Origin of the sequence: Poriferisphaera corsica, from assembly GCF_007747445.1 — a bacterium.
Lineage (GTDB): Bacteria > Planctomycetota > Phycisphaerae > Phycisphaerales > Phycisphaeraceae > Poriferisphaera > Poriferisphaera corsica.
Genome location: NZ_CP036425.1, coordinates 558,674 through 583,637, shown reverse-complemented (window position 1 = coordinate 583,637; position 24,964 = coordinate 558,674). Strand labels below are relative to the sequence as shown.

Annotated in this window: 16 protein-coding genes; 5 read left to right on the top strand and 11 right to left on the bottom strand. The window is 51.5% G+C overall.

Annotation, left to right across the window (positions count from 1 at the left end):
- Positions 1-60: 60 nt before the first annotated feature.
- On the bottom strand, positions 61-1,503 hold the full coding sequence (locus KS4_RS02280) for a family 4 glycosyl hydrolase (protein WP_145074047.1): 1,443 nt from the start codon (positions 1,501-1,503) through the stop codon (positions 61-63).
- A 127-nt stretch (positions 1,504-1,630) separates the two neighbouring features.
- Here KS4_RS02280 and KS4_RS02275 point away from each other — a divergent pair, with 127 nt between their 5' ends.
- Complete coding sequence (locus tag KS4_RS02275; RefSeq protein WP_145074044.1) at positions 1,631-2,452, top strand: AraC family transcriptional regulator; 822 nt, start codon at positions 1,631-1,633, stop codon at positions 2,450-2,452.
- Between the two features lie 327 nt (positions 2,453-2,779).
- Here the strand turns inward: KS4_RS02275 and KS4_RS02270 are convergent, their stop codons facing one another.
- The 4 genes from KS4_RS02270 to KS4_RS17425 all read right to left on the bottom strand — a co-directional run bounded on the left by KS4_RS02270 (position 2,780) and on the right by KS4_RS17425 (position 10,499).
- Positions 2,780-3,037, bottom strand: coding sequence for a transposase (locus KS4_RS02270; protein WP_145074041.1), 258 nt, complete (start codon positions 3,035-3,037; stop codon positions 2,780-2,782).
- A 270-nt stretch (positions 3,038-3,307) separates the two neighbouring features.
- Entirely contained in the window at positions 3,308-6,859 is a 3,552-nt protein-coding gene (locus KS4_RS02265; RefSeq protein ID WP_145074038.1) for a UvrD-helicase domain-containing protein, read from the bottom strand.
- Positions 6,859-10,344 carry a PD-(D/E)XK nuclease family protein gene (locus KS4_RS02260; protein ID WP_145074035.1) on the bottom strand — a complete coding sequence of 1,162 codons (3,486 nt, stop codon included), beginning with the start codon at positions 10,342-10,344 and terminating at the stop codon, positions 6,859-6,861. Before KS4_RS02260 ends, KS4_RS02265 begins: the two co-directional genes overlap by 1 nt.
- A gap of 11 nt (positions 10,345-10,355) precedes the next feature.
- Positions 10,356-10,499 (bottom strand): hypothetical protein, encoded by a 144-nt coding sequence (locus KS4_RS17425; RefSeq protein WP_200761477.1) that lies wholly within the window; start codon positions 10,497-10,499, stop codon positions 10,356-10,358.
- Positions 10,500-11,229: 730 nt separating this feature from the next.
- Here KS4_RS17425 and KS4_RS02255 point away from each other — a divergent pair.
- Positions 11,230-11,865 carry a Fe(2+)-trafficking protein gene (locus KS4_RS02255; RefSeq protein ID WP_145074032.1) on the top strand — a complete coding sequence of 212 codons (636 nt, stop codon included), beginning with the start codon at positions 11,230-11,232 and terminating at the stop codon, positions 11,863-11,865.
- Positions 11,866-12,238: 373 nt separating this feature from the next.
- On the top strand, positions 12,239-13,306 hold the full coding sequence (locus KS4_RS02250) for a tetratricopeptide repeat protein (RefSeq protein WP_145074029.1): 1,068 nt from the start codon (positions 12,239-12,241) through the stop codon (positions 13,304-13,306).
- A gap of 923 nt (positions 13,307-14,229) precedes the next feature.
- On the opposite strand, the gene KS4_RS02245 is transcribed toward KS4_RS02250, so the two are convergent.
- Positions 14,230-14,865, bottom strand: a complete 636-nt coding sequence (locus KS4_RS02245; RefSeq protein WP_145074026.1) for an adenylate kinase family protein — start codon at positions 14,863-14,865, stop codon at positions 14,230-14,232.
- Positions 14,866-15,154: 289 nt separating this feature from the next.
- On the opposite strand from KS4_RS02245, the gene KS4_RS02240 reads away from it, so the two are divergent.
- Positions 15,155-16,495, top strand: a complete 1,341-nt coding sequence (locus KS4_RS02240) for a radical SAM protein (protein WP_145081353.1) — start codon at positions 15,155-15,157, stop codon at positions 16,493-16,495.
- Between the two features lie 28 nt (positions 16,496-16,523).
- Here the strand turns inward: KS4_RS02240 and KS4_RS02235 are convergent, their stop codons facing one another.
- The 5 genes from KS4_RS02235 to KS4_RS02215 form a co-directional block, all read right to left on the bottom strand.
- Positions 16,524-16,814: a hypothetical protein gene (locus tag KS4_RS02235; protein WP_145074023.1), complete on the bottom strand. Its 291-nt coding sequence runs from the start codon at positions 16,812-16,814 to the stop codon at positions 16,524-16,526.
- 144 nt (positions 16,815-16,958) lie between these two features.
- The gene (locus KS4_RS17420) at positions 16,959-17,393 is read right to left on the bottom strand and encodes a DUF4190 domain-containing protein (protein ID WP_200761476.1); all 435 of its coding nucleotides are present in this window, start codon (positions 17,391-17,393) and stop codon (positions 16,959-16,961) included.
- Between the two features lie 162 nt (positions 17,394-17,555).
- Complete coding sequence (locus tag KS4_RS02225; RefSeq protein WP_145074021.1) at positions 17,556-19,361, bottom strand: phosphoenolpyruvate carboxykinase (GTP); 1,806 nt, start codon at positions 19,359-19,361, stop codon at positions 17,556-17,558.
- Positions 19,362-20,122: 761 nt separating this feature from the next.
- Positions 20,123-22,117 (bottom strand): hypothetical protein, encoded by a 1,995-nt coding sequence (locus KS4_RS02220; protein ID WP_145074018.1) that lies wholly within the window; start codon positions 22,115-22,117, stop codon positions 20,123-20,125.
- Between the two features lie 222 nt (positions 22,118-22,339).
- Positions 22,340-23,296 (bottom strand): hypothetical protein, encoded by a 957-nt coding sequence (locus tag KS4_RS02215; RefSeq protein WP_145074015.1) that lies wholly within the window; start codon positions 23,294-23,296, stop codon positions 22,340-22,342.
- A 215-nt stretch (positions 23,297-23,511) separates the two neighbouring features.
- On the opposite strand from KS4_RS02215, the gene KS4_RS02210 reads away from it, so the two are divergent.
- A complete protein-coding gene (locus KS4_RS02210) occupies positions 23,512-24,903 on the top strand; it encodes a M20/M25/M40 family metallo-hydrolase (RefSeq protein WP_145074012.1) in 1,392 nt (463 codons plus the stop codon).
- Positions 24,904-24,964 lie beyond the last annotated feature (61 nt).

Here is a 24,964-nt window from a genome sequence, read left to right as displayed (position 1 = left end):
CAAACAAAAAGCCTCACAATCGTGAGGCTTTTGCAATCATCTGCAAAACTTGGAGCAATCTTATTTGTAATCCTGCAAGTAATCCTTCTCAACCTCAAACATCTCCAGTGTCATAGCCTTAATCTCAGCCGGGCTACACACCGCCATCGTTAACGGATCATGCAACAGCGCATGAATTGCTGCTTCCTTACTTTTCTCAATGCATGCCGTCGCCGCAAGATCAAACATATGCATGTTCGTCGCGCACATCGCCGCCATCTGTGCTGGTAATTTTCCATAACGCGTCGCATTAATCCCGTTGTGATCCACCATACACGCAACCTCAACACAACCATCCGTCGGCAAGTTCGTAATCAACTTACCACTCCCCGTACCATCATGATTCATAACATTTCCATAAATCCGATAAGGCACATCCTTTTCCTTCGACTCGATAATCCAGCTCGCATATTCCCAGCTGCGCTCTTTCAGCAATTCTTCCTCACCATGAAGCACACGCTGTCGCTGCTCATCAAACTCCTTACGCCATGTCGGCCAATTCGATGCATAGAATCGACTCTCCCCACGATACCCATCACGACAATATCGCTCCATCAAATCTTTACGCTTACGATAGTACGGCAAATACTCACTCAAATGCCCGCTACTCTCCGTCATAAACGCGCCAAAATGCTTCATCATGTCATAACGAATCGGATCACTCTCATAGATTTCCCCTTCCTCATCCTCCGTCTTCGCTAGCAGAATTGGATACAAATCCTTGCCCTTGTGCTGCAGCTTTGTAAACCAAGCCATATGATTAATGCCCGCAGCCTCCCACACCATCTCTTCATAAGGCACCCCTCCATCATCAGCCATCTTATGACTCGCCGCCTGAATCGAGTGACACAAACCCACCGCCTCCATCTCACTCGTCCGACCACCCGCCAACATCAAGATATTCATCGGGTTCGTATAATTCAGAATCAAAGCATCCGGGCAAACCTCTTCCGCATCCTTCAGCATATCCAAATACACCGGCACAGTCCGTAGCGCCTTAAACAAACCACCCGGCCCAATCGTATCGCCAATACACTGATCAATCCCATACTTCAGCGGAATATCATTATCCCATGCCACACATTCCAAACCCGAAACCTCAACACAGAAAACTATATAATCACTGCCCTTCAGCGCCTCTCGCCGATCCATCGTCGCATTCACCTTCCACGAATCTGCTAACCCTCTCGCTTCAACGATCCGCCCCACTAACTCATGCATCGTCGTCAGTCGCTTCTCATCAATATCCACGAGCGATACTTCACCGCCCTGCATACCCTTAATCGCAAACAAATCGCACATAATACTGTGTGTAAAAAACGACCCTGCCCCAATCACCGAAACCTTAATCGGTCGGCAAAACTTCCCATCCAAACCACGCGGCTCGTCCGCCTTCTTAATATGTGCACCATGCCCCTGTTCTTTATCCTCATTCCCAGCCACGACTTGTGCATCATCAGCCATTTTCATTTCCTTTTTCATTTCATTCGCTAGAGTACATACCATCTATCATTGCCACTTCGTGATATTATGCTTTACAAATAACCTTTGAAAAGCATCTATCTGTGACATATTTTGTGCATTATGTGATATGAATAATCCCCAAACCAACCTCACACCAACCCTGTGGCACGCCCAATATGCAGGCCTTGAAGCCATCCCACCTGGCCACCCATACTGGTTCGAAAACCAAGATCGAACCCCCACGCGCAGCATCGTCCTGCAAACCTCACTTCAAGGCTCTATCACCTATCAAGATCAACAACAAACCCTGATCGCCCCCCCAAATCATCTCCTCATATTCGTCTACGGCGAACCCTCCGCCTATGGCCACCCTCACCTCACACACCCCTCACAAACCTATCAAAACCTTTGGCTAAACCTCGACGGCGCCGGCCTCATCGATCACATCAACCTCTTCCGCTCACGCTTCTCACCCGTCATTGACCTTTCCCATAACACCGCCATCATCGATCACATACAACAAATCTATCGCATGGTTAGCCCTCATAAACGAACACCACCCACCACCACCGCCTCACATATCTACAAGCTCATCAACAACCTTTTCGTTTTCTCAGAATCACGCCGCAATACTACACAATCCCCAGTTGATCGCGCCGTCGATCAGATCATCAATCAACCAACTTATCCTTGGTCACTTAAAACCCTCGCCGCCTCCGTCGGTTGCTCCCGCGAACATCTCACCCGCCATTTCACCCAACGCATCGGCATCCCCCCTGCCCAATACCTCCAAAACATCCGCACCGAACGTGCCCGCCAACTACTCAAACATTCCAACCTATCCATCAACGAAATCGCCCAAACCCTCGGCTACACCTCCATGCACACTTTCGCCCGACAAATCAAATCCCAAACCGGCCTCTCCCCCACGAACTATCGCAATCAATAACACTCCCATCCGCCTTCATCTTTCGTAGCCACACACTTTATTATCTAAGCCTTGGATATAATACTGTCAGATATAATCCTGCTTCGCATATTCAACAACAGCATTCTCGCTCTAGCGTTTGAGATTATCTTCGTAAACACCTCGTTTTTATGACCTAGAGCGGTTTGCATAAATTATTACCGTAAACCAATGCCACAAACAGCAGCAGGTATACTGACAAAAGCATTTTCATCGTAACGATCCACTGGTCAACGCAAAAGTATCACGAAAAACGCTCTAAAATGCCAAGCACAGAAATCTCGCTTGCTGCCCCTCGACCAAACTTATCTACACATCTGCCGCCGATACAGCACTCGTCAACTTCAACCACACTCCCTCAATGTAGGGCATCGCTTTGCTAAGTAAAACATTCAACGGATACAACAGCAGTACACGTACATGTTCAGCGCACGCATTGTCCGACAAAATTCCAATCTCAATGATACTACAAACTTCACATACCAACTCACGCATGCGGGTCTCTAACTCACCAACTAAAACCTTCTTGTGATATCTAGTCACCCACACAAAATAGCATTCAATCATATTGACTTTACGAACTTGTTCAGCTACGCCCCATTGAACACGATTCTATCAGCATGAAAAGCTGAAGGCTTCTCTTGAAGACAAAAGTTTCAAACCCACCGTAAGGATAATAATAGTACGTTTCGTTTTCACCGCACACCGCAAAATATCAACTCCCCTCCCCCTGTCAATACCATATCCATAAAAAACTGGCTATAGCCAGTTATACTAACTAATGATTAGATAAGTAAATATGCCGAACACATAAAATCTGTCTAGATCTGAATTTTATCAATCCACAGTCACAACCTCACCCGTACCCACGAACAGCAACTTCACATCAATCTCGCGTTCACTCAGCCACAACAATCGACTCAGCGCCAATCGATACGCTTCAACCTGTGGCCGATAGACCGCCACCTTATCTCTTAACCCCTCCTCCCCTTCATAACGATCCGTCTTAAAATCGATCAACGTCGCCCCAACAACCCGCACCTCGTCTCCCACCTGACACCGATGGACCACGACCCTGTCAAACGCGCCGCGCATCAATCGGCCATCTGCAACACGCACCGCAAAACCTCGCTCTCGCCAGAGCAAGTCCATCGCCCCATCTTCTCTTCGACGAAGCGCCCGCTGCACCCCTTCCCGACGCAACATCGCCCGGAACGGATCCGCCTTTTCCAATATTTCATCATCCGTTAATCCCTCCACTGCATTCCCACCCACCTGCAGCAGCATCCCATCCGTTGCATCCATCTCACCCGTCAACCAATAACGCTCAACCCCACCTCGACCTCCCATTTCTCCAACCCGTGGCTCCTCACCCCAAAATCCATACAAACTAAACCATTCATGCACCAATGTCCCAAACAACCGCCCCCCATGCTCCTTTTTCTCAACCTGCAAAATATCCTCAGCCAACACCGTCCCTTGCCCCTCCATCGAACTCGGACTTACCGCCGTCCACATCCGCTCCCCTTCGTCATCCTTCTCGCCATACACCTCGCCCAACACCTCCAACACCTCACCCGCGTCTAACCGTCCAATAGACCCCGGCAAGTCCCACCCTCTCTCCTCATCAACAACATCCTCAACACCATCACCATCTGTCCGACGCTTCATCTGCAAGTCCCAATCCGCATCACCCATTTCAAAGAGCACCTGCCCCCCTGACCCTTCCTCTTCAACCTCACACAACTGATCCACCAACAGCGCCGCATAACTCCCACCCCGTGATCTCAACGCCCCCTTCTTTGTCATACCCGCCCCCTTCACAATCATGTACAGCCCGTGCTTCGCCCGTGTCATCGCCACATACAGCTTGCACAACTCCTCCACCCATTGCTCCGCGCACCTTGTCTCATATGCCCGCCGCAGCGGCTCATACATCGCTCGAATCACTTCATCCCCACTCCGATACACCGCCACAACCTCCCCATCATCATCTCGCTCCGCCACCGCTAACCACTGACAGCGAATCGCCTGATCCAACTCACCCAAAACCACAATATCAAACTCCAACCCCTTTGATTGATGCACCGTCATCACCCGCACCTTCGCATCACTCATCTCACTCAGTCGCGTCATCTCCGCATACTTCACAAATTGGCTCGGCCGCAATAGCCCCTCACCACCACTCCCCCCCATCCCTTCACGCTCATACCGTTCCGCCACATCCACCAATTGCCCCAATCGTTTCACCGCCACCCCATCACACCACCCGCTTAATGACCGCGCCCAATCCCCGATCACCTTCGCATACCCATCACGTAACAACATCCCACGCACACGCTTCGATACCCCTTCCACCTGCTCCCTGCCTCTCCCCTTCAATCCCAGCACCTCACTCATCGGCCCATTCACCACCCCATAAACAGCCGCCTTATCTCCTGGATGATCCGCCATACTCAGCGCATTCAGCACCGCGCCCACCGCAGGCTCATCCGTAATCACACCACCCCCCTCACCACTCGCCGCAACACCCATCTTCTTCAATTCAAACAATACCCGATTCACTGTCGCATTTCGACTCACCAGCACCCCAATCTCCTTACCCGCATATCGCCCCGCTAAATCCCTCACGCGCCCCGCCACATATACCTCATGCCCCACCACCTCATCAACCATATCCCCATCATCCTCATCTTCCCGCGCCACCGCCGCCGGCGAACTCTCCAGCACTGCATGTCCACCCAAATCACGATGGTAAGCCCGATGCTCCCCAAACATCTCTCCCATCGTCGCCGCCGCCATCACCCGCTCCGGATAATCCGTCGGCTTACCCCCCATCACATCAGAACCACCAATCCCCTCATACACTCGATTCACCGCATCCAACACCACCTGCGACGATCGGCGACTCTCATCCAGCCTCAACAAACTCTTCCCCTCATCAATCCCCGGCAAACTCTCCACCTCATCAAACAATCCCGCGCACCCTCCCCGCCACCCATAAATCGCCTGCTTCGTATCACCCACACAAAACAAACTCCGCTCCCACCACCCATCAACATGCGCACTCACCTCCTCAGCCATCGGTTCAAGCACCGACCATTGCGCCCGACTCGTATCCTGAAACTCATCCAACAACACATGCTTCACCTGCCCATCCAGCCGAAAATAAATCTCCTCCATCACCCCGCTCTCCTGCTCCCCCAAATACCCCGCCAACTCATGCGTCACATCCGAAAACATCACAACCGACCGCTGCCCGCACAACCGCCGATAGCACACATCAAAATCACGAAGCATCCGCCATGTCGACGTCGTCTGTTTCCCATGTCGCTCCAACATCACCCCACGCGCGTGACTGATCAGCACCCAATACGCATCTCGAACAACCTCACAAATCTCCGCACGGGAAAATTTTTCATCCCCATTCAATACCGCTTTCGCAATCCCTTTCTCAACAAACCCGCCCCAATCCCCAGCTTGCGCACACGCAACCTCATTCCGCCACGCCTTCAGCCAGTTCGCATTCACCTTACCCGCCTTCGTCTGCGCAAGCTCATCCTCCATCCCAACTAACCGCTCAACAGCCGCCTGCAATCCCGTCTCATCAAGCTTCCCCACCGCCTCGATCCGCGACCACTTCGTCCCCTCCGGCACCTCGCGGTACAACTCGTACAACCCCATCACAATCTCATCAATCGCCCCCGTCACCGTCTGCCGCACACTATCGTGATACAACTCTTTAAGCAGACGTAATAGCGTTCGCAAATCATCTTCACTCCCCGTTGCCTTACTCAGCATTGCCTCAATCGCATCCCATCGCAGCCTCGTCGCAATCGCGCTCCGCTCATCAGTCATGATTGCATCACCTGGGAACCCGATCTCTAACCTAAAACTTGATGCAATCCGCTGGAAAAAACTATCTAATGTAGAGATAGATAGCCGATGTATCCGTCCTACGAGCCGCTTAAGCAGCAACAAACACTCCCCACGATCCATCGGCTCTTTCATCTCTTCATAAAACGCACCCTCCACCAACTGCTTACTCAACAACTCACGCTCACCTTCATCCACCAGCGCCTTGGCAAGCCGTCCCAACACCCGTCCCAAAATCTCACCCGCCGCCTTGCGTGTAAACGTCGTCGCCAGAATCTCATCCGGATCCTGACCTGCTCTTAGCAATAACAAATACCGTGTCGTCAATTGATACGTCTTCCCCGCCCCTGCCGACGCACGAATCACTCGGTGCGGATTCTCCCCCCCCTGTCCATCAGATCCCTCTTTCAAACCTGCCCCTTGATTTGCAGCATTTTGAGCTGACACACAAGCGTCATCTAACTCCCGATTAGTATCATCACTAAACATAAAGTATTGCTCATCATTCATCATCACTTCACCTCCCAGCTGCGCTCAATCAATTCCTCCCGATCAAACACCTTATCTCCGCACAATCTTTCAAACCCATCCTCATACCGCACGCCCTGCCTTTCCGCGGGCGGCCAGAAAACCTGCCCCCTCACCTTCCGTATCACCTCATCCCTCACGTCCCTCGCCGACGCCAACATCTGCTCATCCCAAACCGCCGCCTTAAACCCCGTCTCCTCCAATTTCCGCGGCAAGTTCATATACCCCACACTCAATCCCTTCTCCAAACCACTCAACCTCGCATCTCGCACCAAATCCATATACAGCGGTAACTGTAAATCCACCCATTCCCCGCCCCGACGATGCGTCTCTTCTGGCTTCCGCCCCCCATCCCCCGTCTTGTAATCTATCAAACACAACCCATGCGTCTCATGCACATCAATCCGGTCAATCTTCCCAACAATCCGCATTGCCTCCCCATCCACATCCACCTTCATCTCATGCTTCCATTCCACCCAATCCCCACATATTCGCCAACCCTGCATCACCCGCTTCGCCTGCTCACCAGCAAACCAGTTCAACCGCTCACGCAACTGCGCCACCTGCACCCGCAGCGTCGCCCGCATCCTCTTCCCATACCAAGCCTTCACCACCTCATCCAATCTATCCGATAGATAGCCCATCACCTCCACAGCATTCGCACTATCCCTGATCCCTACTTCTCTGCCAAACAACTCCAACACCTGGTGCCCCAACAACCCAAACCCCGCGCCATCCAACTCCACCACCTCATCATCCATCCGTTCCAGCCCCTCAACATGCTTCAAGTAAAACCGGTACGGGCACGCCAAATAATCTCTGAACCCCGTTACCCGCATCTTCTCCACCGTCTTCCCGTCCCAAGGCTTAGCAATCAAAAAATCATGCGCCGTCTTCCCCGCCTTCAACAGCCCCACCTCATCCCCACGCTTCTTACCCTCCTCATAAAACCCCATCACCCGCCTCACAATCCCCTCATCCCCGCAAGCCAACATCAATCGGCTAGGCATCAGCGGATCCCCCTCTCGGCTCTTCCGCGCACTCACAAACCGAACCACCTCACGACTTCTAATCAGCGCATTGACCAACATCACATCTCGCGCATACCGCCGCCCATTATCCATCAATCCCAACCCCTTCCTCAGCCCATCCGGCAAAAACGCGTCCGCATTCCGACTCGCCGGCAACCGCCCCTCGTTAAACCCGCACAACACCAAACCCCGCGCATCATCCATCTGCAAATCCAACACACCCATCAACTCCACCGCCCGCTCTCCACCCAGCGGCGACACCCCCGCCTCTTTCAACTCACCCAACACCAACACCACCGCCTCACTAAAACTCACCTCACCCATCCCCTCCCAATCCTCACCCAAGCCCACCATCTCACGCAACACCCCGCCCAAACCCTTCAAGCACTGATACATCGGCTCATCCACCCGATCATACCGCTTTAACTCCCTTCCCTCATACACCCGCCCCATCATCTTCCCAATCTCAACTGCCCACTCGCCAACACCTTGCTTCCCACCAACATCCCCCGGCAACAACCCTTCCAAAATCCCCTTCAATACCCCAACCATCCCCCCTTCATCACCATGCTCACGCACCACCTCCTCAACACTCATCGGCACGCACCTCATCGCATACCGGTCCAACCGCCATAAATGCCCATCTAACACCCCATTCATTCTCTCTCGGCTTACCTCGCCTAACTCTTGATTAGATTCATGATCGCCATCCAATCCCTGCACATAAATCTCCATATCCACATGCCGCATCACCGCCGCAAAATCTTCCCACCGCTTCCCATCCGCATACCGCCCCAACATCCCCAGCAGCACCACCGGCCCGCTCCACATCATCGCCTTCCCACCCGCATACCGCCCCTTCACCCCGGCCAACCCCATCGCCCGCTCAACCTCTCCCGCCATCCCCTCATCACACAACCCCACCGTCACCGCATCAAACCCCAATCCCCCGCCCCCCCCTGTTGCGTCATCCACATCTCCCAAACCCGGCCCCTGACTTGCAGCGCATTTTTCATCTAACCCTCCATTAGAAACATACACATTTTCTTCAAGCCCGTGACCGCTGGTCACGGGGTGTTCTTCAATATCGCTCGAACCAGAATCTAACTTGCCATTAGACTTAAGCGACTGCCCCACCTCTGCAAGCAACCTCACCACTTCGCCACCCGTCTCATTCTCCCGCTCAACAAACCGTAACATCTCATCCCCAATCACCACTTCCTGATCCGCCCAGTAATGACTCACCAACCCACCCACCTCATCAAATCCCTCAGCATGCGCCTCATCACAATGCACAAGCGCGCTCAATCGCCCTTCTCGATTTTCATCAGCCGAAACCTGATGTAACATCGTATTCAACATCTGATTCTGATCCGCAATCCCCACCAAAACCAAGTCCCCCTGATACGCACTGCCACACGCCGCGATCAATTCAAGCCGCTCGCGCTGCCGATCGACCAATCCCACCTCCGCCAATCTTTCGTGATACATCTCCTCCAAAATCCCTGCCGCTTGCCAGCGCGCAGCCGCACCCTCACCACCCAAATCAATCCCCAGTTCATCACACCTCTCCAGCACTTGCTCCACCCGCAGCAGCCCACCCGCCAAGTCCACACTCAGCTTCTCAAGCTGCTGCACCACACCCCAATCAGCCCCACCAATCCGCATCTCATCCCCATCCTTCACCTCACCGCCCCGTCCCTTCAGAACCTCCACAAACCGCTGCCCCTTCTCCTGCAAGACCGACAACCTCACCAGCCTGCTTCTTAACCCATCCGCAACCCCCGCCTTCGGCTCATAAAACAGCTCCGGCAACTGACCCACCGTCACGATCCGCGGCGGAAACAACCCGCCTCCTCCCCCCCCAGTTCCGTCATCCTCATCTTCCAATCCCGATCCCTGACTCACAGCGCATTCATCATCTAATTCACCATTAGAGACACTTACACCCTCATCAAGCCCTTGACCGGCGGTCAAGGGGTGTCTTGCAACATCACTCAAGCGCCCATTTAATTCTCCATTAGTCGCCGCAATACTTCGCGGCATGTTCCCTTTACAGCCTCCTCGCTCTTCTGATTTTTGCACCAATAATTCAAGCAATCGCCGCCCCGCTCTCGCCACCGGCACAACCACCACCACATCCCGCATATCCCACACCCCATCCCCCCCCTGTTCGTCCGATCCAACTTCCAATCCCGCCCCTGACCCTGACCCTGACCCTGACCCTGCGCGCAAATCTTCCTCTAACTCACCATTAGACACCTCTCCCCCCCCTGTTGCGTCCGATTCAACTTCCAATCCCGCCCTCTGACCCGCAGCGCATTGATCATCTAACTCTCCGTTAGAAATACGCACGCCTTCGTCAAGCCCGTGACCACCGATCACGGGATGTCCTGCAACATCATCACCCAAACGTCCATCTAACCCACCATTAGCCACCTCTCCCCCCCCTATTGCATCTGATCCAACTTCCAATCCCGCCCCTGACCCTGCGCGCAAATCATCATCTCTCTCACCCCCGCAAGCCAACTTCCGGGGGCGGGGAGAACGGGGAAGGTGAGGGGGATGGGGGGGATGGGGGGCGTAGCGTTCATACAAAAACTCCACCGCTGCACTCAGCGCAGGCCGATCCCATCCTAAAAATATCCGCTCTGATTCCATTCCCCCAGTATACCCCCGCACCTCATTTCCCACCGCCCCTAATCGCGCCTACAGCCCCCCTAATCACCGACCAACTGACACCATTCCGTCATCTTCTCTCCCCACGAATTTAAACTGAGCAGCTAGGCCATCATCACTTTTCCCGAGCACCGTAAACCGACTCCAGAAGTGGATGAATACGAGAGAAGAATGAGGATGGAAAAAAGGGAGGAAGAGGGGAATGAGATGGGGGGGGGATGGGGGGATGGGGGACACAATCCACATCTATCCACATCGATTTATCCCACATAATCCACAATGAGATTGATGCATATCTGCTCAAATCCAGCCATTTTTTGACCATTTCTTAGCAGACTTCACGATTCTTCACCCATAACGATCCCAAGTCAGCCATGTTAAAATCCTCACACCCAGCATTTACCCACAAATCGCATCTTATTTCTTTACATATAGTTACGTCAATCCATAACCCCAGATCGCGCCAGATGCGCGCACAAACGCGCCTTTTGCACAACCACTGCGCGCACACCAGAAAACAATTTCGCACATCAATCCACCCGCCCATTCCCTTCCTCCGCAGCCTGCAAATCCCCCATTGATCATTTCGTACTATTTTGCTTCTGTTTCCAATTGAGACCGATTCTCTGTAAGCTAGTATTCACTATGGCAACGATTCAAGAACGTATCGAACAGTGGGAGCAGATGGCAGAAGCCGCTCCCGACGACATGGCTTTCTTCAGCCTCGGCAACGCTTATCGCGAAGCCGAACGCTACGAGGATGCAGCCGGCGCATACACCCGCGCAATCGAACTAAATAACGGCATGTCAAGAGCTTATCAGTTCCTTGGCCAATGCCTCATCAAGCTCGATCGCAACGATTCCGCCGCCGATTTCCTTGCTCAAGGCTACAAAATCGCCGCTCAACGTGGCGATGTCATGCCCCAAAAAGCCATCGGCTCGCTCCTCACCGAGAAGCTCGGCAAGGATCTCCCCGATATCGTCGACATCGAAAAACAGCGCGAAGAAATCGCCGCCTCAGGCGATACCGTCCTTGATCGCCGCTCCGGCACCGCTCAGCCCAAGCTCCCCGACCCCCCAATGCGCGGCCCGATGGGCGAATTCATCTTCCAAAATTTCGGTCAGGACACTTGGCGAGAATGGATTCAGCAAGGCACTAAAGTCATTAATGAACTGAGGTTAGACTTCTCTGACACTAACCAACAAGATGTGTATGAGAAATATATGCTCGAATGGCTAGGCGTTTCTGAAGAAGAAGCCGACGAAATCCGCAAAAGCTGATTCCAGCCCACAATCGATAGAACATATGAACCACGATCTTCCTGATCGTGGTTTTTTCATGGATCATTTCACTCACGAAACACGCTTAAACATTGTAAATTACATAAGTTACAAACCAAATACCCAATAACTTGTTAATCTCACTTAACTGAACTCCCGTCAGCGCCGATCGTAGTGCTAGTAGCCATGCCTCATGTTGCCAGCGCTGTATTGGGCCTTCATCTCATGGCAAAATCAGTTCGGATAAATGCTGTAAGTTAATATGAGATCATTTTTTACGTGTGATTCACAATCTGCGCTTAACATACAGCCAACTTCCGCGATAATGGCATCCTCCTGAAGATTACCTAAATTAAACCACTTAGATCAGGCCATGATGAAAATTAACCTCAAAACTGCCAGTACTTTATGTCTCATCTCACTGAGCCTTATGCAGGGCGGCTGCTTCCTGTTTTCGAACAGTGATGCTTATGAACAAACACATTCACGCCCTTTCGAGCCGGGTAAGCCGATCAAAGCTGCACCCGTCATGGAAATGTCTCAAGAGCAACGAGTTACATCCGATACACTCATCGCTGAAGGCCATGAATACCGCGATATGGGCAAGCTGGATGCGGCATTGGCATCGTTCGGACTGGCGCTCGAAGAGAACGCGCAGATCACAGAAGCTCATATCGGAATGGGCCACATCTTCCTGGATCGCGGTAACGCAGGAATTGCTGAAAATGCATACCAGCGTGCGGTGCGATCCGCTCCCAATGATTATGATGCAAACTACTATCTGGGTTTGAGTTACCAGATGCAAGACAAGGTCAAACTAGCGATCCGCCAGTACCTGCGTGCGATCACGATTAATCCGAAACGCGTCGAAGCCAATCGTGATGTCGCCTCGGCTTACCTGCAAGGCGGCGCACCTGAAGCTGCGATTAAGTATGCCCGTAAGGCTGTTAAAATCGATCCAAGTTCGCAGGAAGCATGGTGCAACCTAGCGGCCACAGCAAACCTACTTGGTTATTTTGATGAGGCGGTTGAAGCCTATCGCACCGCTGCAGAATTGGGCGAGTTGCCAAAGGAAGCGATACCCGCGTTTGCGGCGGCGCATATCAAGTTGAAGAATTTTGAGCGTGCGAAAAACCTGCTTGAATCTTTGACAGGCAATCAAAATGATCCGTATATCATTGAACGTTTGGCATATGCGAATTTCAAACTGAGTCATTTTGAAGACGCGATGGCTGGGTATAAGCGCGTGTTAGAGATTCAACCTAAGAACGTTGCGGCGTTGAACGGGATTGGTGGATGCTACTTAACAAAGTATCTGCAAGAAGGACGAAAAGATATCAAGCTGAAGCAGTTGGGTTTCGAGGCGTGGCGAAAATCGCTGCGAATCAAACCTAATCAAGGTCGAATCATCGACTTACTCAACCGCTACAACAGCATCTAATCAAGTGTCAGTATAGCCAAAACTTTGCAGACCTCTATCGAGTAGAGGTCTGTTTTTATTTATAGCGTACACGATTTCGTATAACTACATTCGTATACTGCCTGCGATCAATTTCACAAAAGAACGGTATGTAGCCAATAACCCTCATCTGCTTGTTCTTGATGTGGACAGATTTCCAGTTTGTTTCCATATAGAGGTAAAGCCGAAAATCGCGATGAATCATACTCAAATAGATCCAGCATTCTGGATCTAAATCGTTAATACATCATTTAACCAAGTTTTATCATGCATAATATGTATACAAACTTCCTTTGTAGAGGCTTGTTTTAGAGCGTTTTGCGTCAATACTCACTAGTTGACCAGAAGGTCGTTTACGATTTGATGAGGCTGCGTTCGCTATTTTGCTACTGACTTGCTTTGGCTAGATCTGTGAATAATCACGCAAGTTGCTCTATCGTTTGGATCTTCCGTATATCATCCATCAAGATAAGTAATTGACGACGGTCTTCTATATCCCGGTGATTGGCGGCTATCTGTTTAGGACTTTTGTGCGCATCCCATCAAATACATGGTGAATACTCAATGACTGACTGGCAACTGCTTGAGATTGAGAGAAAGCGCGAAAGTAATCAGTGATCCACTCAAAGAAAATTTGCGGTGTTTTTTAAAATGCTTCTTAACCGCCTAATCAAGTGTTAGTATAGCCAGATAAAACGTGGTTATTTTTTTGTATCGAGAGAGAGAGAGAGAGAGAGAGAGAGAGAGAGAGAGAGAGAGAGAGAGGGGGGGGGGGATGGAGAGAGGGTGGCGTGTGTGTGTGGTGGGGGGGGAGAGATATATGCTATGGAAGAATAGTTTGTGTGAGTTATGGTGAATGGTAGCAAGGGGACGGGAGGGGTGGTGGTGTGTGCAGGGGAGAGAGATTAGGAGAAGTCGATGCGTTCGCGGATTTGTTGCTGGACGTCTTTTGAATCTTGGGTTGCATCGAAAGTTTCAATGCGGAATTTGGTTTTAAGGCGCTCGATGGTGGGCGCGGTTTGCGCGTGGTAATCGGCGATGCGTTTTTTGATCGCTTCTTCGTAGTCGTCGGCGCGCTGGATGAGTTTTGCGCCGCAGACATCGCATAGGCCGGGGGTTTTAGGGGGTTTGTAGTCGAGGTTGTAATCACGGCCGCAATTGGAGCAGAGGCGGCGTGCGAGTACGCGTTGGATGACAACTTCGTCAGGGACTTGCAGGATGAGGACGGCGTCGATGGGGATGTTATCGAGGGCGAATTGAGCTTGTGGGAGGGTGCGGGGGAAGCCATCGAGGATGTAGCCGTTTTTCGTATCGGGTTGAGCGAGGCGCTTGGCCATGATCTTGATGACCATTTCGTCGGGGACCATGTTACCTTTGTCGATGATGTTTTTGATGGTTTGAGCGAGGGATGATTGCTGTTTAATTTCGTTGCGAAACTGGTCGCCAACTCCGAGATGGAGAAGGCTAAAGTGTTTAGCGAGTTGTTTGGACTGGGTGCCTTTACCGCTGCCCTGAACGCCCATGATGACGAAATTGCGCATGTGAACCTCGATGCGAGTTATCAATAACTTTGCGTATGCAAGCTGCAAGTTTCCTATGATATCGGAAAAACGCGTTGAGTGCGTTTCGGGCTGTTAAATTAGGCACTTGCGGCAAGCGTCATTTATGGCGTTCATGAATATGCTTGGTAAAAAGATGGTTAAGGTTTGGTGGATATTTGCTAGAATTCAGGCTGTGGACCTTGGGTTGTAGTTTTAAGATTTTGGATACGAAAGCAGAAAATTATTGGTCAATCAAAGCGGGCGAATCAATCCGAGTGGTGCGAGTTTGATGATCAAGCCAGTGGGCGCAGCTTGCAATCTTGATTGCACGTATTGCTATTATTTGCCAACGCATGATGTGTATGGTGATCGTGCGCACCGGATGCATGATGTGATTTTGGAGGAGATATTCAGAACGATCTTGCCTGAGTACGAAGATCATGTGAGTATTTGTTGGCAGGGTGGCGAGCCGACATTGGCGGGTATTGAGTTTTATGAGAAAGCGATGGGTTGGCAAGAGAAATATAAGCGGCCGGGACAGGTGATAGAGAATTTACTGCAGACGAATGGGACGCTGCTGGATGATGAATGGGGGGCATTTTTATCAAAGAATCGATTTTTAGTGGGATTGTCGTGTGATGGGCCACCACATCTGCATGACAAGTATCGCTATACAGTGAAGGGCGATGCGTCATCAGATAAGGTTTTGCGCGGGTTAGATGTGCTGAAGAAGCATGGGGTCGAGTACAACATTTTATGTGTGCTGAATGATGTGAATGTGAAGCATCCGGAGCTGGTTTATAACTACGTGACGAAGTTGGGTTCAAGGTATGTGCAATTTATTCCGGCTATTGAGTGGGAGGACACGAAGGAAGATTATGTTCAAGGGCATGCGGCGGCAGATGTGGGATTAAAGAAGATCTCGCCAAGTGCAGTTGAATATGGTCAGTTTTTGTGCAAGGCGTTTGATATGTGGAACACACATCATCGAACGCATCTTTCGATTCAACTTTTTGATGTGATGTTGAATCAGTACTTGTTTTCAAGGTCGACTTTATGCATTAACTCCAATGCATGCCATAACCAATTAACGATTGAGTATGACGGGTCGGTGTATGGTTGCGATCATTACGTGAATCATCGCTGGCAGTTGGGGCATGTATCAGATCGAGATTGGCGGCATAAGAAGGTGGATGATACGGGTATGGTTGCGTTAACGGTGTCGGCGGGGGATGAGCCTGATGAAGATTGGTATGAGGGGTTAGATCGAGATGTATTTGAGACATTTGCTAAGCGCAAATTAGACTTGCCAGAGAAAGATTGCGGACGGTGCGAGTATCAACGGTTTTGTTATGGGGGATGCCCAAAGCATCGGCCTCGCCGAGGAGAAGTGACGGAAAAAACAGTGTTGTGTGAGGGATATAAACTGTTTTTTGAACATGCGATGCCGACGCTTGAAAAGATCGCGACGCACTATCGGCATTATGGTGAGCTGCCGGCAACTGAAGCGGAGATTGAGCGGCAGAAGCAGGTGAAATCGGGGGTGATTCGTCCGGGGCAGAAGGTGAAGCCGAATGAGCTGTGTCCGTGTGGATCGGGAATGAAGTTTAAGAAATGCTGCAAGAATTGATGGGCATCAAGAATCGACTAACTAACCATTAGATACTGAATGAATAAGATGTGGTTATGTGAGTGGTTGAGAACATGGCCATGATAGAAAAGATGAGGCCGAGGATTGCGAGGATGATGCCGGTGGTGGCGATGCCGTTTTGACCGCGTGCTTTGGCGATAATGCCAAATACGAGAGCGATGAGCGAGAGGGGGAAGCCGCCGATGGGGATACATGAACAGAGTAGGCCGAGGAAGCCGAGGGCGAGTGAACCGGAGGCAAAGGTGCGTCCGTTATCGGTAGGGGGTGATGGGGGAGGTTGTGTTGGCTGGTCGGGCAAGTATGGCTCCAGTTTATGTCTAAAGATGGTATCGGGCGTGGGTAGGTGAATACGCGATAGGTTGGAACCCTGATATGCGCTCAGTTTATAAAATAAGCCCTCTGCTGAGGGCTTACGGGTCAGGTTGTGTTTGAGAGCGATGGATTATTGATTATCCATCTTGAGTTTCATACTTTCGAATTCATTTTCCATGTCTTCTTGTATTTTGTTCATGTTTTGCTGCATGTCGTCGTGGAATTGCTCCATTTCCTCAGAATCGGAATCGAAATTGAATTCAAAGGAACTATCTTCGGATTGACTGGCGGCGATGCCGATGACGGCAATACCTAAGACAAGAAGAATCACAAGTATCAGGTCAATGATTAGGGTGACGGCGGAGAGGATAAGGCCAGCGAGAGCCATTCCGCCTTGTTTTTGAATTACGGCAACAATACCGAGAATAAGACCCATGATGGCGCAAGGGATGGAAAGATACCAGACGCAGATCAGGACGAAGCTGACGATACCGAGAACAAGAGAGGCGATAGCGAGGCCTTGGCTTTGCGGCTGCTGCGGGGCGGATTGTGTTTGATCGGACATGACGTGTCTCCGGATGTGCTGGAAAGGATTGAATACCGCAAGTATAAAGCAGGTTTCTAGAGGTTGCTAGGTTGAGTTAGGGCATGAAGATAAATGATATAAAAAAAACAGCCCTCGGCGGGAAGCCGAGGGCTGCGTCTAACTTTTGGTTAGTTTGTCAGCTTATTTAGCTGCTTCAAGGCGAGCCTTGAGCGCTTCGAGCTGCTTGGTGAGGCGAGCTGGGAGTTTATCGCCGAACTTAGCGAAGTACTCTTCAATCTTGCCTGCAACGTCGAGCCATTCGCTGGCGTCGACCTTCATGAGGCTGTCCCAGTCCTTGTCGGACATATCGAGACCTGCGAGGTCCATAGCTTCCTTGGTTGGGAGCTTACCGATTGGGCTGTCGACTGCGTCGGCTTTGCCGTCACAACGCTCAACGACCCACTTGAGGACGCGTGAGTTTTCGCCGAAACCAGGCCAGAGCCACTTGCCTTCTTCGTCCTTACGGAACCAGTTGACATAGAAGACCTTAGGCATGTTGTCGCCGCCCTTATCGCCCATTTCAAGCCAGTGTCCCCAGTAGTCAGCCATGTTGTAGCCGATAAATGGGAGCATCGCCATTGGGTCGAAGCGGAGTTCGCCGAGGCCACCTGCGGCAGCAGCGGTCTTTTCAGAAGCCATTGCAGCACCGAGGAATGTACCGTGTTCCCAGTTAGAAGCTTCGAGAGCTAATGGCTGAGTTGTTGCACGACGGCCGCCGAAGAGGATCGCGTCGATTGGTACGCCTTCTGGGTCAGCCCAGTTAGGAGCGATGACGGGGCACTGTGCTGCAGGAGCGGTGAAGCGAGCATTCGGGTGAGCTGCTTTCTTGCCGCCGTCTGGAGTCCAGTCGTTGCCGTTCCAGTCGATGAGGTGAGCTGGGACGTCGCCGTCGATGTCTTCCCACCATACGTCGCCATCGTCGGTCAATGCGACGTTGGTGAAGATGGAGTTAGCCTTGAGTGATTCCATGGCGTTCGGGTTGGAGTGGTAGTTTGTACCAGGTGCAACGCCGAAGAAACCGGCTTCAGGGTTGATGGCGTAGAGGCGGCCATCTTCTTTGAACTTCATCCAAGCGATGTCGTCGCCGACGCATTCGACTTTCCAGCCAGGGATGGTTGGGTTCATCATTGCGAGGTTAGTCTTACCACAAGCTGATGGGAATGCAGCTGCGACGTACTTCTCAACGCCTTCAGGGCTTGTGAGCTTGAGGATAAGCATGTGCTCAGCCATCCAGCCTTCACGTTTAGCCATGGTTGAAGCGATACGGAGCGCGAAACACTTCTTACCGAGGAGTGCGTTGCCGCCGTAGCCTGAACCGAAGGACCAGATTTCGTTGGTTTCAGGGAAGTGTGTGATGTACTTGTTTTCAGCGTTGCATGGCCATGCTGCTGATTTTTCGCCTTCGGCGAGAGGTGCACCAACGGTGTGGACACATGGGACGTATTCGCCGTCTTCGCCGAGAACGTCGAGGACTGGTTTGCCAACGCGGGTCATGAGGTGCATGTTTGCAACAACGTATGGTGAGTCGGTGATTTCAACGCCGATGTGGGCGATTGGTGAACCGACAGGACCCATGGAGAATGGGATGACGTACATGGTACGGCCCTTCATGCAACCCTTGAAGAGTGGCATGAGGATGTCCTTCATTTCCTTAGGATCTTTCCAGTTGTTGGTTGGGCCAGCGTTTTCTTCTTTTTCGCAGCAGATGAATGTGCGGTCTTCAACGCGTGCGACGTCGGCTGGATCGGAGAAGATGAGGACAGAGTTAGGCTTCTTGTCTTCTGCGAGCCATTGTGCCGTACCACCCTCAACCATGAGGTTGAGCATGTTCTGGTACTCTTCCTTGGAGCCGTCCGCGATGTAGATATCATCTGGGGTGGTCAGCTCTTTGATCTCATCAATCCAGGCCAAAAGTTTTTTGTGATTGGTCAGGGTTGCATTCGTCATTTTAGCACCTTAACTATGGTTAAAAAAAGGGTTTATCGGGTGTCCAATAGTCCTTGTCGCGGTAGATGTTTGGCGGGTGTGCGTGCGTCTTGGATCAAGACGGTTGCGCTGCCACACATCGGGCCGATTCAAGGCCGGGCGCCCTAGTCCACACAGGTCGACACGGGCTTTGGTTTTGATTTCATGTACGACAGGCGATTAATCTGTCGTCCTCCCCCATCCTCTTGGTATCCCCAGATTCATCCCCAAAAAATATTGTTTGTTGTCCCCTGCCCTGCAGCTTAGCCGGCAAAAAAAGCTAAATTTTGTGCTGCGATTACCATCCCGTGCTAGTGGAATGGCTCCCATATGCAGTTAATAAGATACCAATACGTCCTTTTTCTGCAAATTCAGGGAGATTGTAGGCGCCTGAGGCGCGAGAGTGATTGAGAGGGCTGAGGGATGGGCGATATTTTTTTGGATATCAAATGAGGAAAATGTGGATTTGAGGGTGTTGCGGTTGGTTTATCGCTTGGATTTGGCCGTGGCTGAAACCGGTCGCGTTAAACAAGTATAGTTTATCCGATTTTGCGTTTCTTATCCGGCGTATGTGTTATAGATGCGTCATCCTGCCATTCGAATTGCGTAAGGCGGGTCGGAATCCGGATGACGGAATCTGCGCTAAAAAGTCACATTGATCTCAACAAAGCTTCCACAATCATTGGGGAAAGGTTACGCGGTTTGGTAGCGGGCTATGGGAAATGATTCGGTTTTGGATGATGCTATTTCGTGTTCTTGCGGAGTGCGGCGGGTTTTTTCAGGAGTTTGGGGCCTGGCGTTTCGCTTGCTGGAGCAAGTTGGGGCTTGGTGGATGACTGCGATTTGGCGGGAACTGGTTTGGTGGGCTGCGTTTTTGAGGCCAGTGGTAGGTTGCTGATGAGTGTGGTGAGCTGACTGAAGTCATTGCCGACGTAAGTGACGACGCCGGCAGGGTCGACGAAGATCATGGTGGGGAGTGCTTTAACGTGCAATTTTTGAAGCAATGCTTTTGACGTTGGGCCGGCGGCGATACAGGTTTGAACCCATTTTGAGGTGCGAGGGAGGAACTGGATACCGTCACCCTCTTTATCATTGACCAGTATGGCGATTCGGAATGCTTCGAGCGATTGGGCAATCTGATCGGGTGTGAGGTTTCTGGATTTGAGAGCGCCGCTGATAGTTTTATCGAATTGTTTGATGCGTGTGGCGTCGCCGAGGATGAGGACAACGGTTTTGCCGATGTGATTTGCGGAACTCCAGCCGACAGAATTTGCGATGTTGAGCGAGAGGTTGAGTTTGCGGCCAACTTGAAGTGGGACGAATTGCGGTTTTGTTTTCGGTTGTTTATCGATGTCGGGGAACTGATTGAGGAAGATTGATGCGGACTGGCCGACGGCTTGGATTTTATTCTCTTTGTTAAGGACGATGATCCAAGGGAGGCTGGTGATGCCGAGGGATTTGAGTAGGTCGTTGGGCTGAAGAGAGATTGAGGCTTGAGGATAGGTGTTGCCGGCGGCGCTAGCGGGAAAGTTTAAATCGGGCGTGGTCGTGTGTACGAGAAGGACTTGGGCGCCTGTGGCTTGGCGTTTTTGCCAAAGTTTCTTGAGCCAAGTTTGCGTTTCGCGCCAGGCGGAATCAGTTTGAAGTTCTTTGTTTGTGAAGACGATAACTTTACGTTTGCCGGTGAAATCCTCGGGTTTCCAGAGCTTGCCTTTGGCGGTTTGAATCTGGAAGTTGAGTGTTTCACCGAGCTGCTCGGCCATCGCTTGAACATCGGTGGTGGCGGAGAGGAACTCGGGATCATCATTCCATCGGATGCGCATTTCTTCGAGCATGACGGAAGCTTGAGTGGTGAGGCCGGCTTGGGCATAGAGGTTGATGAGGCCAAGCTGTACGGCTTTGTAGATGTCGGCGATTTGCTGGCCGATTTCACCTTTGGACATACCTTCGGGGTTGGCCTCGGAATCGAGTCGCTGCAGGTCGGTGAGCGTGCGTTCGATTTGGCTGATGGATTTTTGTTGCCAATAGGCGGTAGTATTGCGGCTGTCGGGCTTTGTGCGTGAGGCAGCGGCGAGACTGATGGCTTGTTGGCTGCGTTGGTTGTCGAGAAGCTGAGCTTGAAGGCGCCAGAAAACACCTTGCGCTTTGCCGTTGGGACGGTTGAGCCGTTCGAGCTTGCCACCGGTGGCGAGAAGCTTGGCGGCTTGATCGCCGAGGAGATCCCAGTTCTTGTTTTGGAGGGCGAATTGGGCGAGGAGATCATAGACGCTGATTTCGATGTTGAACGCGTCTATTTTAAGTTTTTGAGAGACGGTTTTTTTGCCAGCATCACGGGCATCGTTGACGATCTTGTCGGCCATGCGCTTGATACGCTCGGAGTAGGCTTCGTCACGGGTGAGTTCACCTTCAAGGAGCTTGATGCGTTCAGCGAGAGATTCGAGTTTGACTGCAAGCATTTCCTGCTGAAGGTTTGCGAGTTGAGCTTGGAGTTGCAGCTTATCTTTTTCAGCTTTCTCTTTGTCTTGCTCGGCTTGCTTAATTGCCTGTTGCTCGGCTTTATCTTTGGCGGCTTGGCTTTCTTGGGTGATTGGCTCGTCGGATTTGATTTCCTTGATTTTCCAAGGAACGCTATCGCTGGAGTTTTGGGATTTGATGGGGTATTCCGCGTTGGCGGTGTTGGCAGTGAACGCGAGGGCGCAGAGGCCGAATATGGTTGCAGCAGTGCCAAGCTTTCTCATTACTCCGTCATCCTCATTTCGTATCCATCCCCCGGGTGGATTCATCGATCAATCTGTGCGATACATCATGGCAACTCAAGCATCGTTAGCTTGGTAGCCACGAGGGTCGCAAATCAGGTGCTTGTGCATGATGCCATGGCGGGGCGGGTAGGGCAAGTGGTAAAAGCACGGTGATTGAAAGTCAGGGTGGGTTTTGGTGGGGTTACAACGATGAGGCTGAGTTTAGGCGAGCATTGCGTTTGCGGTAAATGATGCATCTGCAAGGACTAAAGCAGCAACAACGCCTGAGCCACCACGGGTGAGGTGCCAATTGGCTTCGCAGTCATGGAGCTGCTGGTCGGCGAAGCTGTTGAAATCGATTTGTGAGGCGTAACAGGCAACACCCCAAGGCTGAGCGGTGGTGTGGTCAGGCTGGGTATTTGCGAGGTGATGAGCGGCGATGCGTTTGGCGGCGTCGAGCCAATCGATGCGTTGTTGCTTGATGGCTAGAGCGATGAGGCCGTGGAGAGCGACGAGTTCGCGATACCACCATGCGTCGAGCAGATCGCCTGAATCGTGATCAAAGGGACGGAGCTCCCCGTCATGGCCCATATGTGAGAGAACGCGTGAAATGAGGATATCGATGATATCGGCAGCAGGGTTGTTCTGAAATTGGCCGAGATTGTTGCCAAAGATTTGTGAGGCGGGTAAGTCACGGAACCAGTTCAGACAGGCGGTGGCCATGATAACCTGCTCGATTTCGAGTACAGGGATCGGTTTGTTGTTGACGACAAATCCGGCGAGCCAAGTGAATGCAGAAGCGGCTTGCCGAGTGAGCTGATTGGCCCTTTCGAGTTGATCGGGCGACAGGTGCGGCTGAGCGATGGTGAGTGCAGCGAGGTGGAGGTGGAGCAGCATGGGGTGGTAGCAAGGGCGCGTGAAGCCGAGCGTGTCATCAAAACGGGCACATTTGCCGTAGAGATGGGATTCTTCAGCGGCATGGGCGAGGATGTCGAGACCGTCGAGGAGGGCTGGGATATCGTCGAGGTTGATGGTGTCACTGACAAGGATGCGGCCTGCAGCGGCGCCGATACCGACACTTGGATTATCGGTGTTGGATTGCTGCGTGTCGTCGTACTTGCTGAGCATGGAGGCTGAGAGGCGGCGCATCATGCGATTGTATTTGGCGAGATTGTCCATGTGTGGGGTTCCGTTGGTTGGGGGAGGATCGGTCTATTTTGGCGAAGTGTGAGGGGGGCTGCAAAGTGAGGGCTTGAGGGCGAGATTTATTCACCGGAAAACCCCAAGAGGGTCGATGTTTTCCATGTAGCTTAATAAGCTCTGGTAAGACGTAAGCTATGATGGGCCTTACGGTATTTTCACGAGAGATCACTACAAAGAGAAGCAGGGCGATAATGTCTGAATTGCTTGATTATATTGACAAAAATCACGATGCGGCGGTAGATCGGCTGAAAGAATTGCTATCGATCCCGTCGGTTTCGACGGATCCACACTATCAGAATGATGTGCAAATATGTGCAGACTTCTTGGTGGATTTGATTAAGAATGATTTGGGTTTGAAGGCAGAAACGCTGGAGACACCGGGGCATCCTGTGGTGTTTGTGAAGACGGGTGACGAGGATGTTTCGAACCCTGATGCGCCACGGGTTTTGTTTTATGGGCATTACGATGTCCAGCCACCAGATCCGGAGGATTTGTGGGAATCGCCAGCGTTTGAGCCGGTGGTGAAGGACGGGAAAGTTTATGCTCGCGGGGCGTGTGACGACAAGGGGCAGGTCACCTGTTTTCTGGAAGCACTTCGGGCATTAAAGGCAACACGAAAAGATGGGGAATTGCCTTGCCATGTGACGCTGGTAATCGAGGGCGAAGAAGAATGCGGGTCGGAGCATTTGCCGAAGTTTATTAAGGATAATGTGGACAAACTGGGGGCTGATATCTGTTTGGTGTGTGACACGTCGATGTGGAATGCGACGACGCCGGCGATCACGTATGCGTTGCGTGGGTTGTTGTATTTTGATGTTCAGTTGCATGGGCCATCACGTGACCTGCATTCCGGTGTGTTTGGAGGCACGCTTGCGAACCCGTGTAATATTTTGGCGCGAGTGCTGGGCAATCTATTCGATGATAAGAATAGGATTAATATCCCGGGGTTTTACGATGAGGTTGATCCAATTACGGATGAAGAAAAATCATCGTGGGATCGGTTGTCATTTGATGAGAATGAATTTTTAGGGGATGTGGATGCGAAGCCGTATGGTGAACACCGGTATACGACATTGGAGCGAAGGTGGGGACGGCCGTCGTGTGATGTGAACGGTATTTATGGGGGGTATATGGGCAAAGGTGCCAAAACGGTGATTCCATCGTTTGCAGGGGCAAAGGTATCGTTTCGGATTCCGTCATCGATGGATCCTGTGCGAACGGCGAAGCTGTTTACGGATTGGCTGAACAATCAACCAGTTGCGGATTTGAAATGGAAATTAGAATCGCATGGTGTGGCATATCCGGTCGCAACGCCGCTAGATTCGCCATATATACAGCCGGCTATCGAGGCGATAGAAGCGATCGCAGGAAAGAAGCCTGCACTGGTAAGAGAGGGCGCGACGATACCGATTGTGGCAGATTTCAAGCAGATTCTTGGGCTCGATTCGCTGCTGATTGGATTTGGTTTAGAGTCAGATGCGATCCACTCACCGAATGAACATTTCGGATTAGATCGGCATAAGTTGGGGATTAAAACGCTGGCAACATTGCTGGAAAATTTCAGCAAAATGAAGAAGGTATAAATGGCTTAATCAATCAAATAAAAAACGCGAAGCACATTGCTTCGCGTTTTTTATTGTTATT

Coding starts and splice junctions, on each gene's coding strand:
- KS4_RS02255 (WP_145074032.1), top strand. CDS start 11,230: ATGGCAACGATTCAAGAACGTATCGAACAGTGGGAGCAGATGGCAGAA.
- KS4_RS02250 (WP_145074029.1), top strand. CDS start 12,239: ATGATGAAAATTAACCTCAAAACTGCCAGTACTTTATGTCTCATCTCA.
- KS4_RS02240 (WP_145081353.1), top strand. CDS start 15,155: ATGATCAAGCCAGTGGGCGCAGCTTGCAATCTTGATTGCACGTATTGC.
- KS4_RS02275 (WP_145074044.1), top strand. CDS start 1,631: ATGAATAATCCCCAAACCAACCTCACACCAACCCTGTGGCACGCCCAA.
- KS4_RS02245 (WP_145074026.1), bottom strand. CDS start 14,865: ATGCGCAATTTCGTCATCATGGGCGTTCAGGGCAGCGGTAAAGGCACC.
- KS4_RS02215 (WP_145074015.1), bottom strand. CDS start 23,296: ATGGACAATCTCGCCAAATACAATCGCATGATGCGCCGCCTCTCAGCC.
- KS4_RS02210 (WP_145074012.1), top strand. CDS start 23,512: ATGTCTGAATTGCTTGATTATATTGACAAAAATCACGATGCGGCGGTA.
- KS4_RS02225 (WP_145074021.1), bottom strand. CDS start 19,361: ATGACGAATGCAACCCTGACCAATCACAAAAAACTTTTGGCCTGGATT.
- KS4_RS02280 (WP_145074047.1), bottom strand. CDS start 1,503: ATGGCTGATGATGCACAAGTCGTGGCTGGGAATGAGGATAAAGAACAG.
- KS4_RS02265 (WP_145074038.1), bottom strand. CDS start 6,859: ATGATGAATGATGAGCAATACTTTATGTTTAGTGATGATACTAATCGG.
- KS4_RS02270 (WP_145074041.1), bottom strand. CDS start 3,037: ATGATTGAATGCTATTTTGTGTGGGTGACTAGATATCACAAGAAGGTT.
- KS4_RS17420 (WP_200761476.1), bottom strand. CDS start 17,393: ATGTCCGATCAAACACAATCCGCCCCGCAGCAGCCGCAAAGCCAAGGC.
- KS4_RS02220 (WP_145074018.1), bottom strand. CDS start 22,117: ATGAGAAAGCTTGGCACTGCTGCAACCATATTCGGCCTCTGCGCCCTC.
- KS4_RS17425 (WP_200761477.1), bottom strand. CDS start 10,499: ATGAACGCTACGCCCCCCATCCCCCCCATCCCCCTCACCTTCCCCGTT.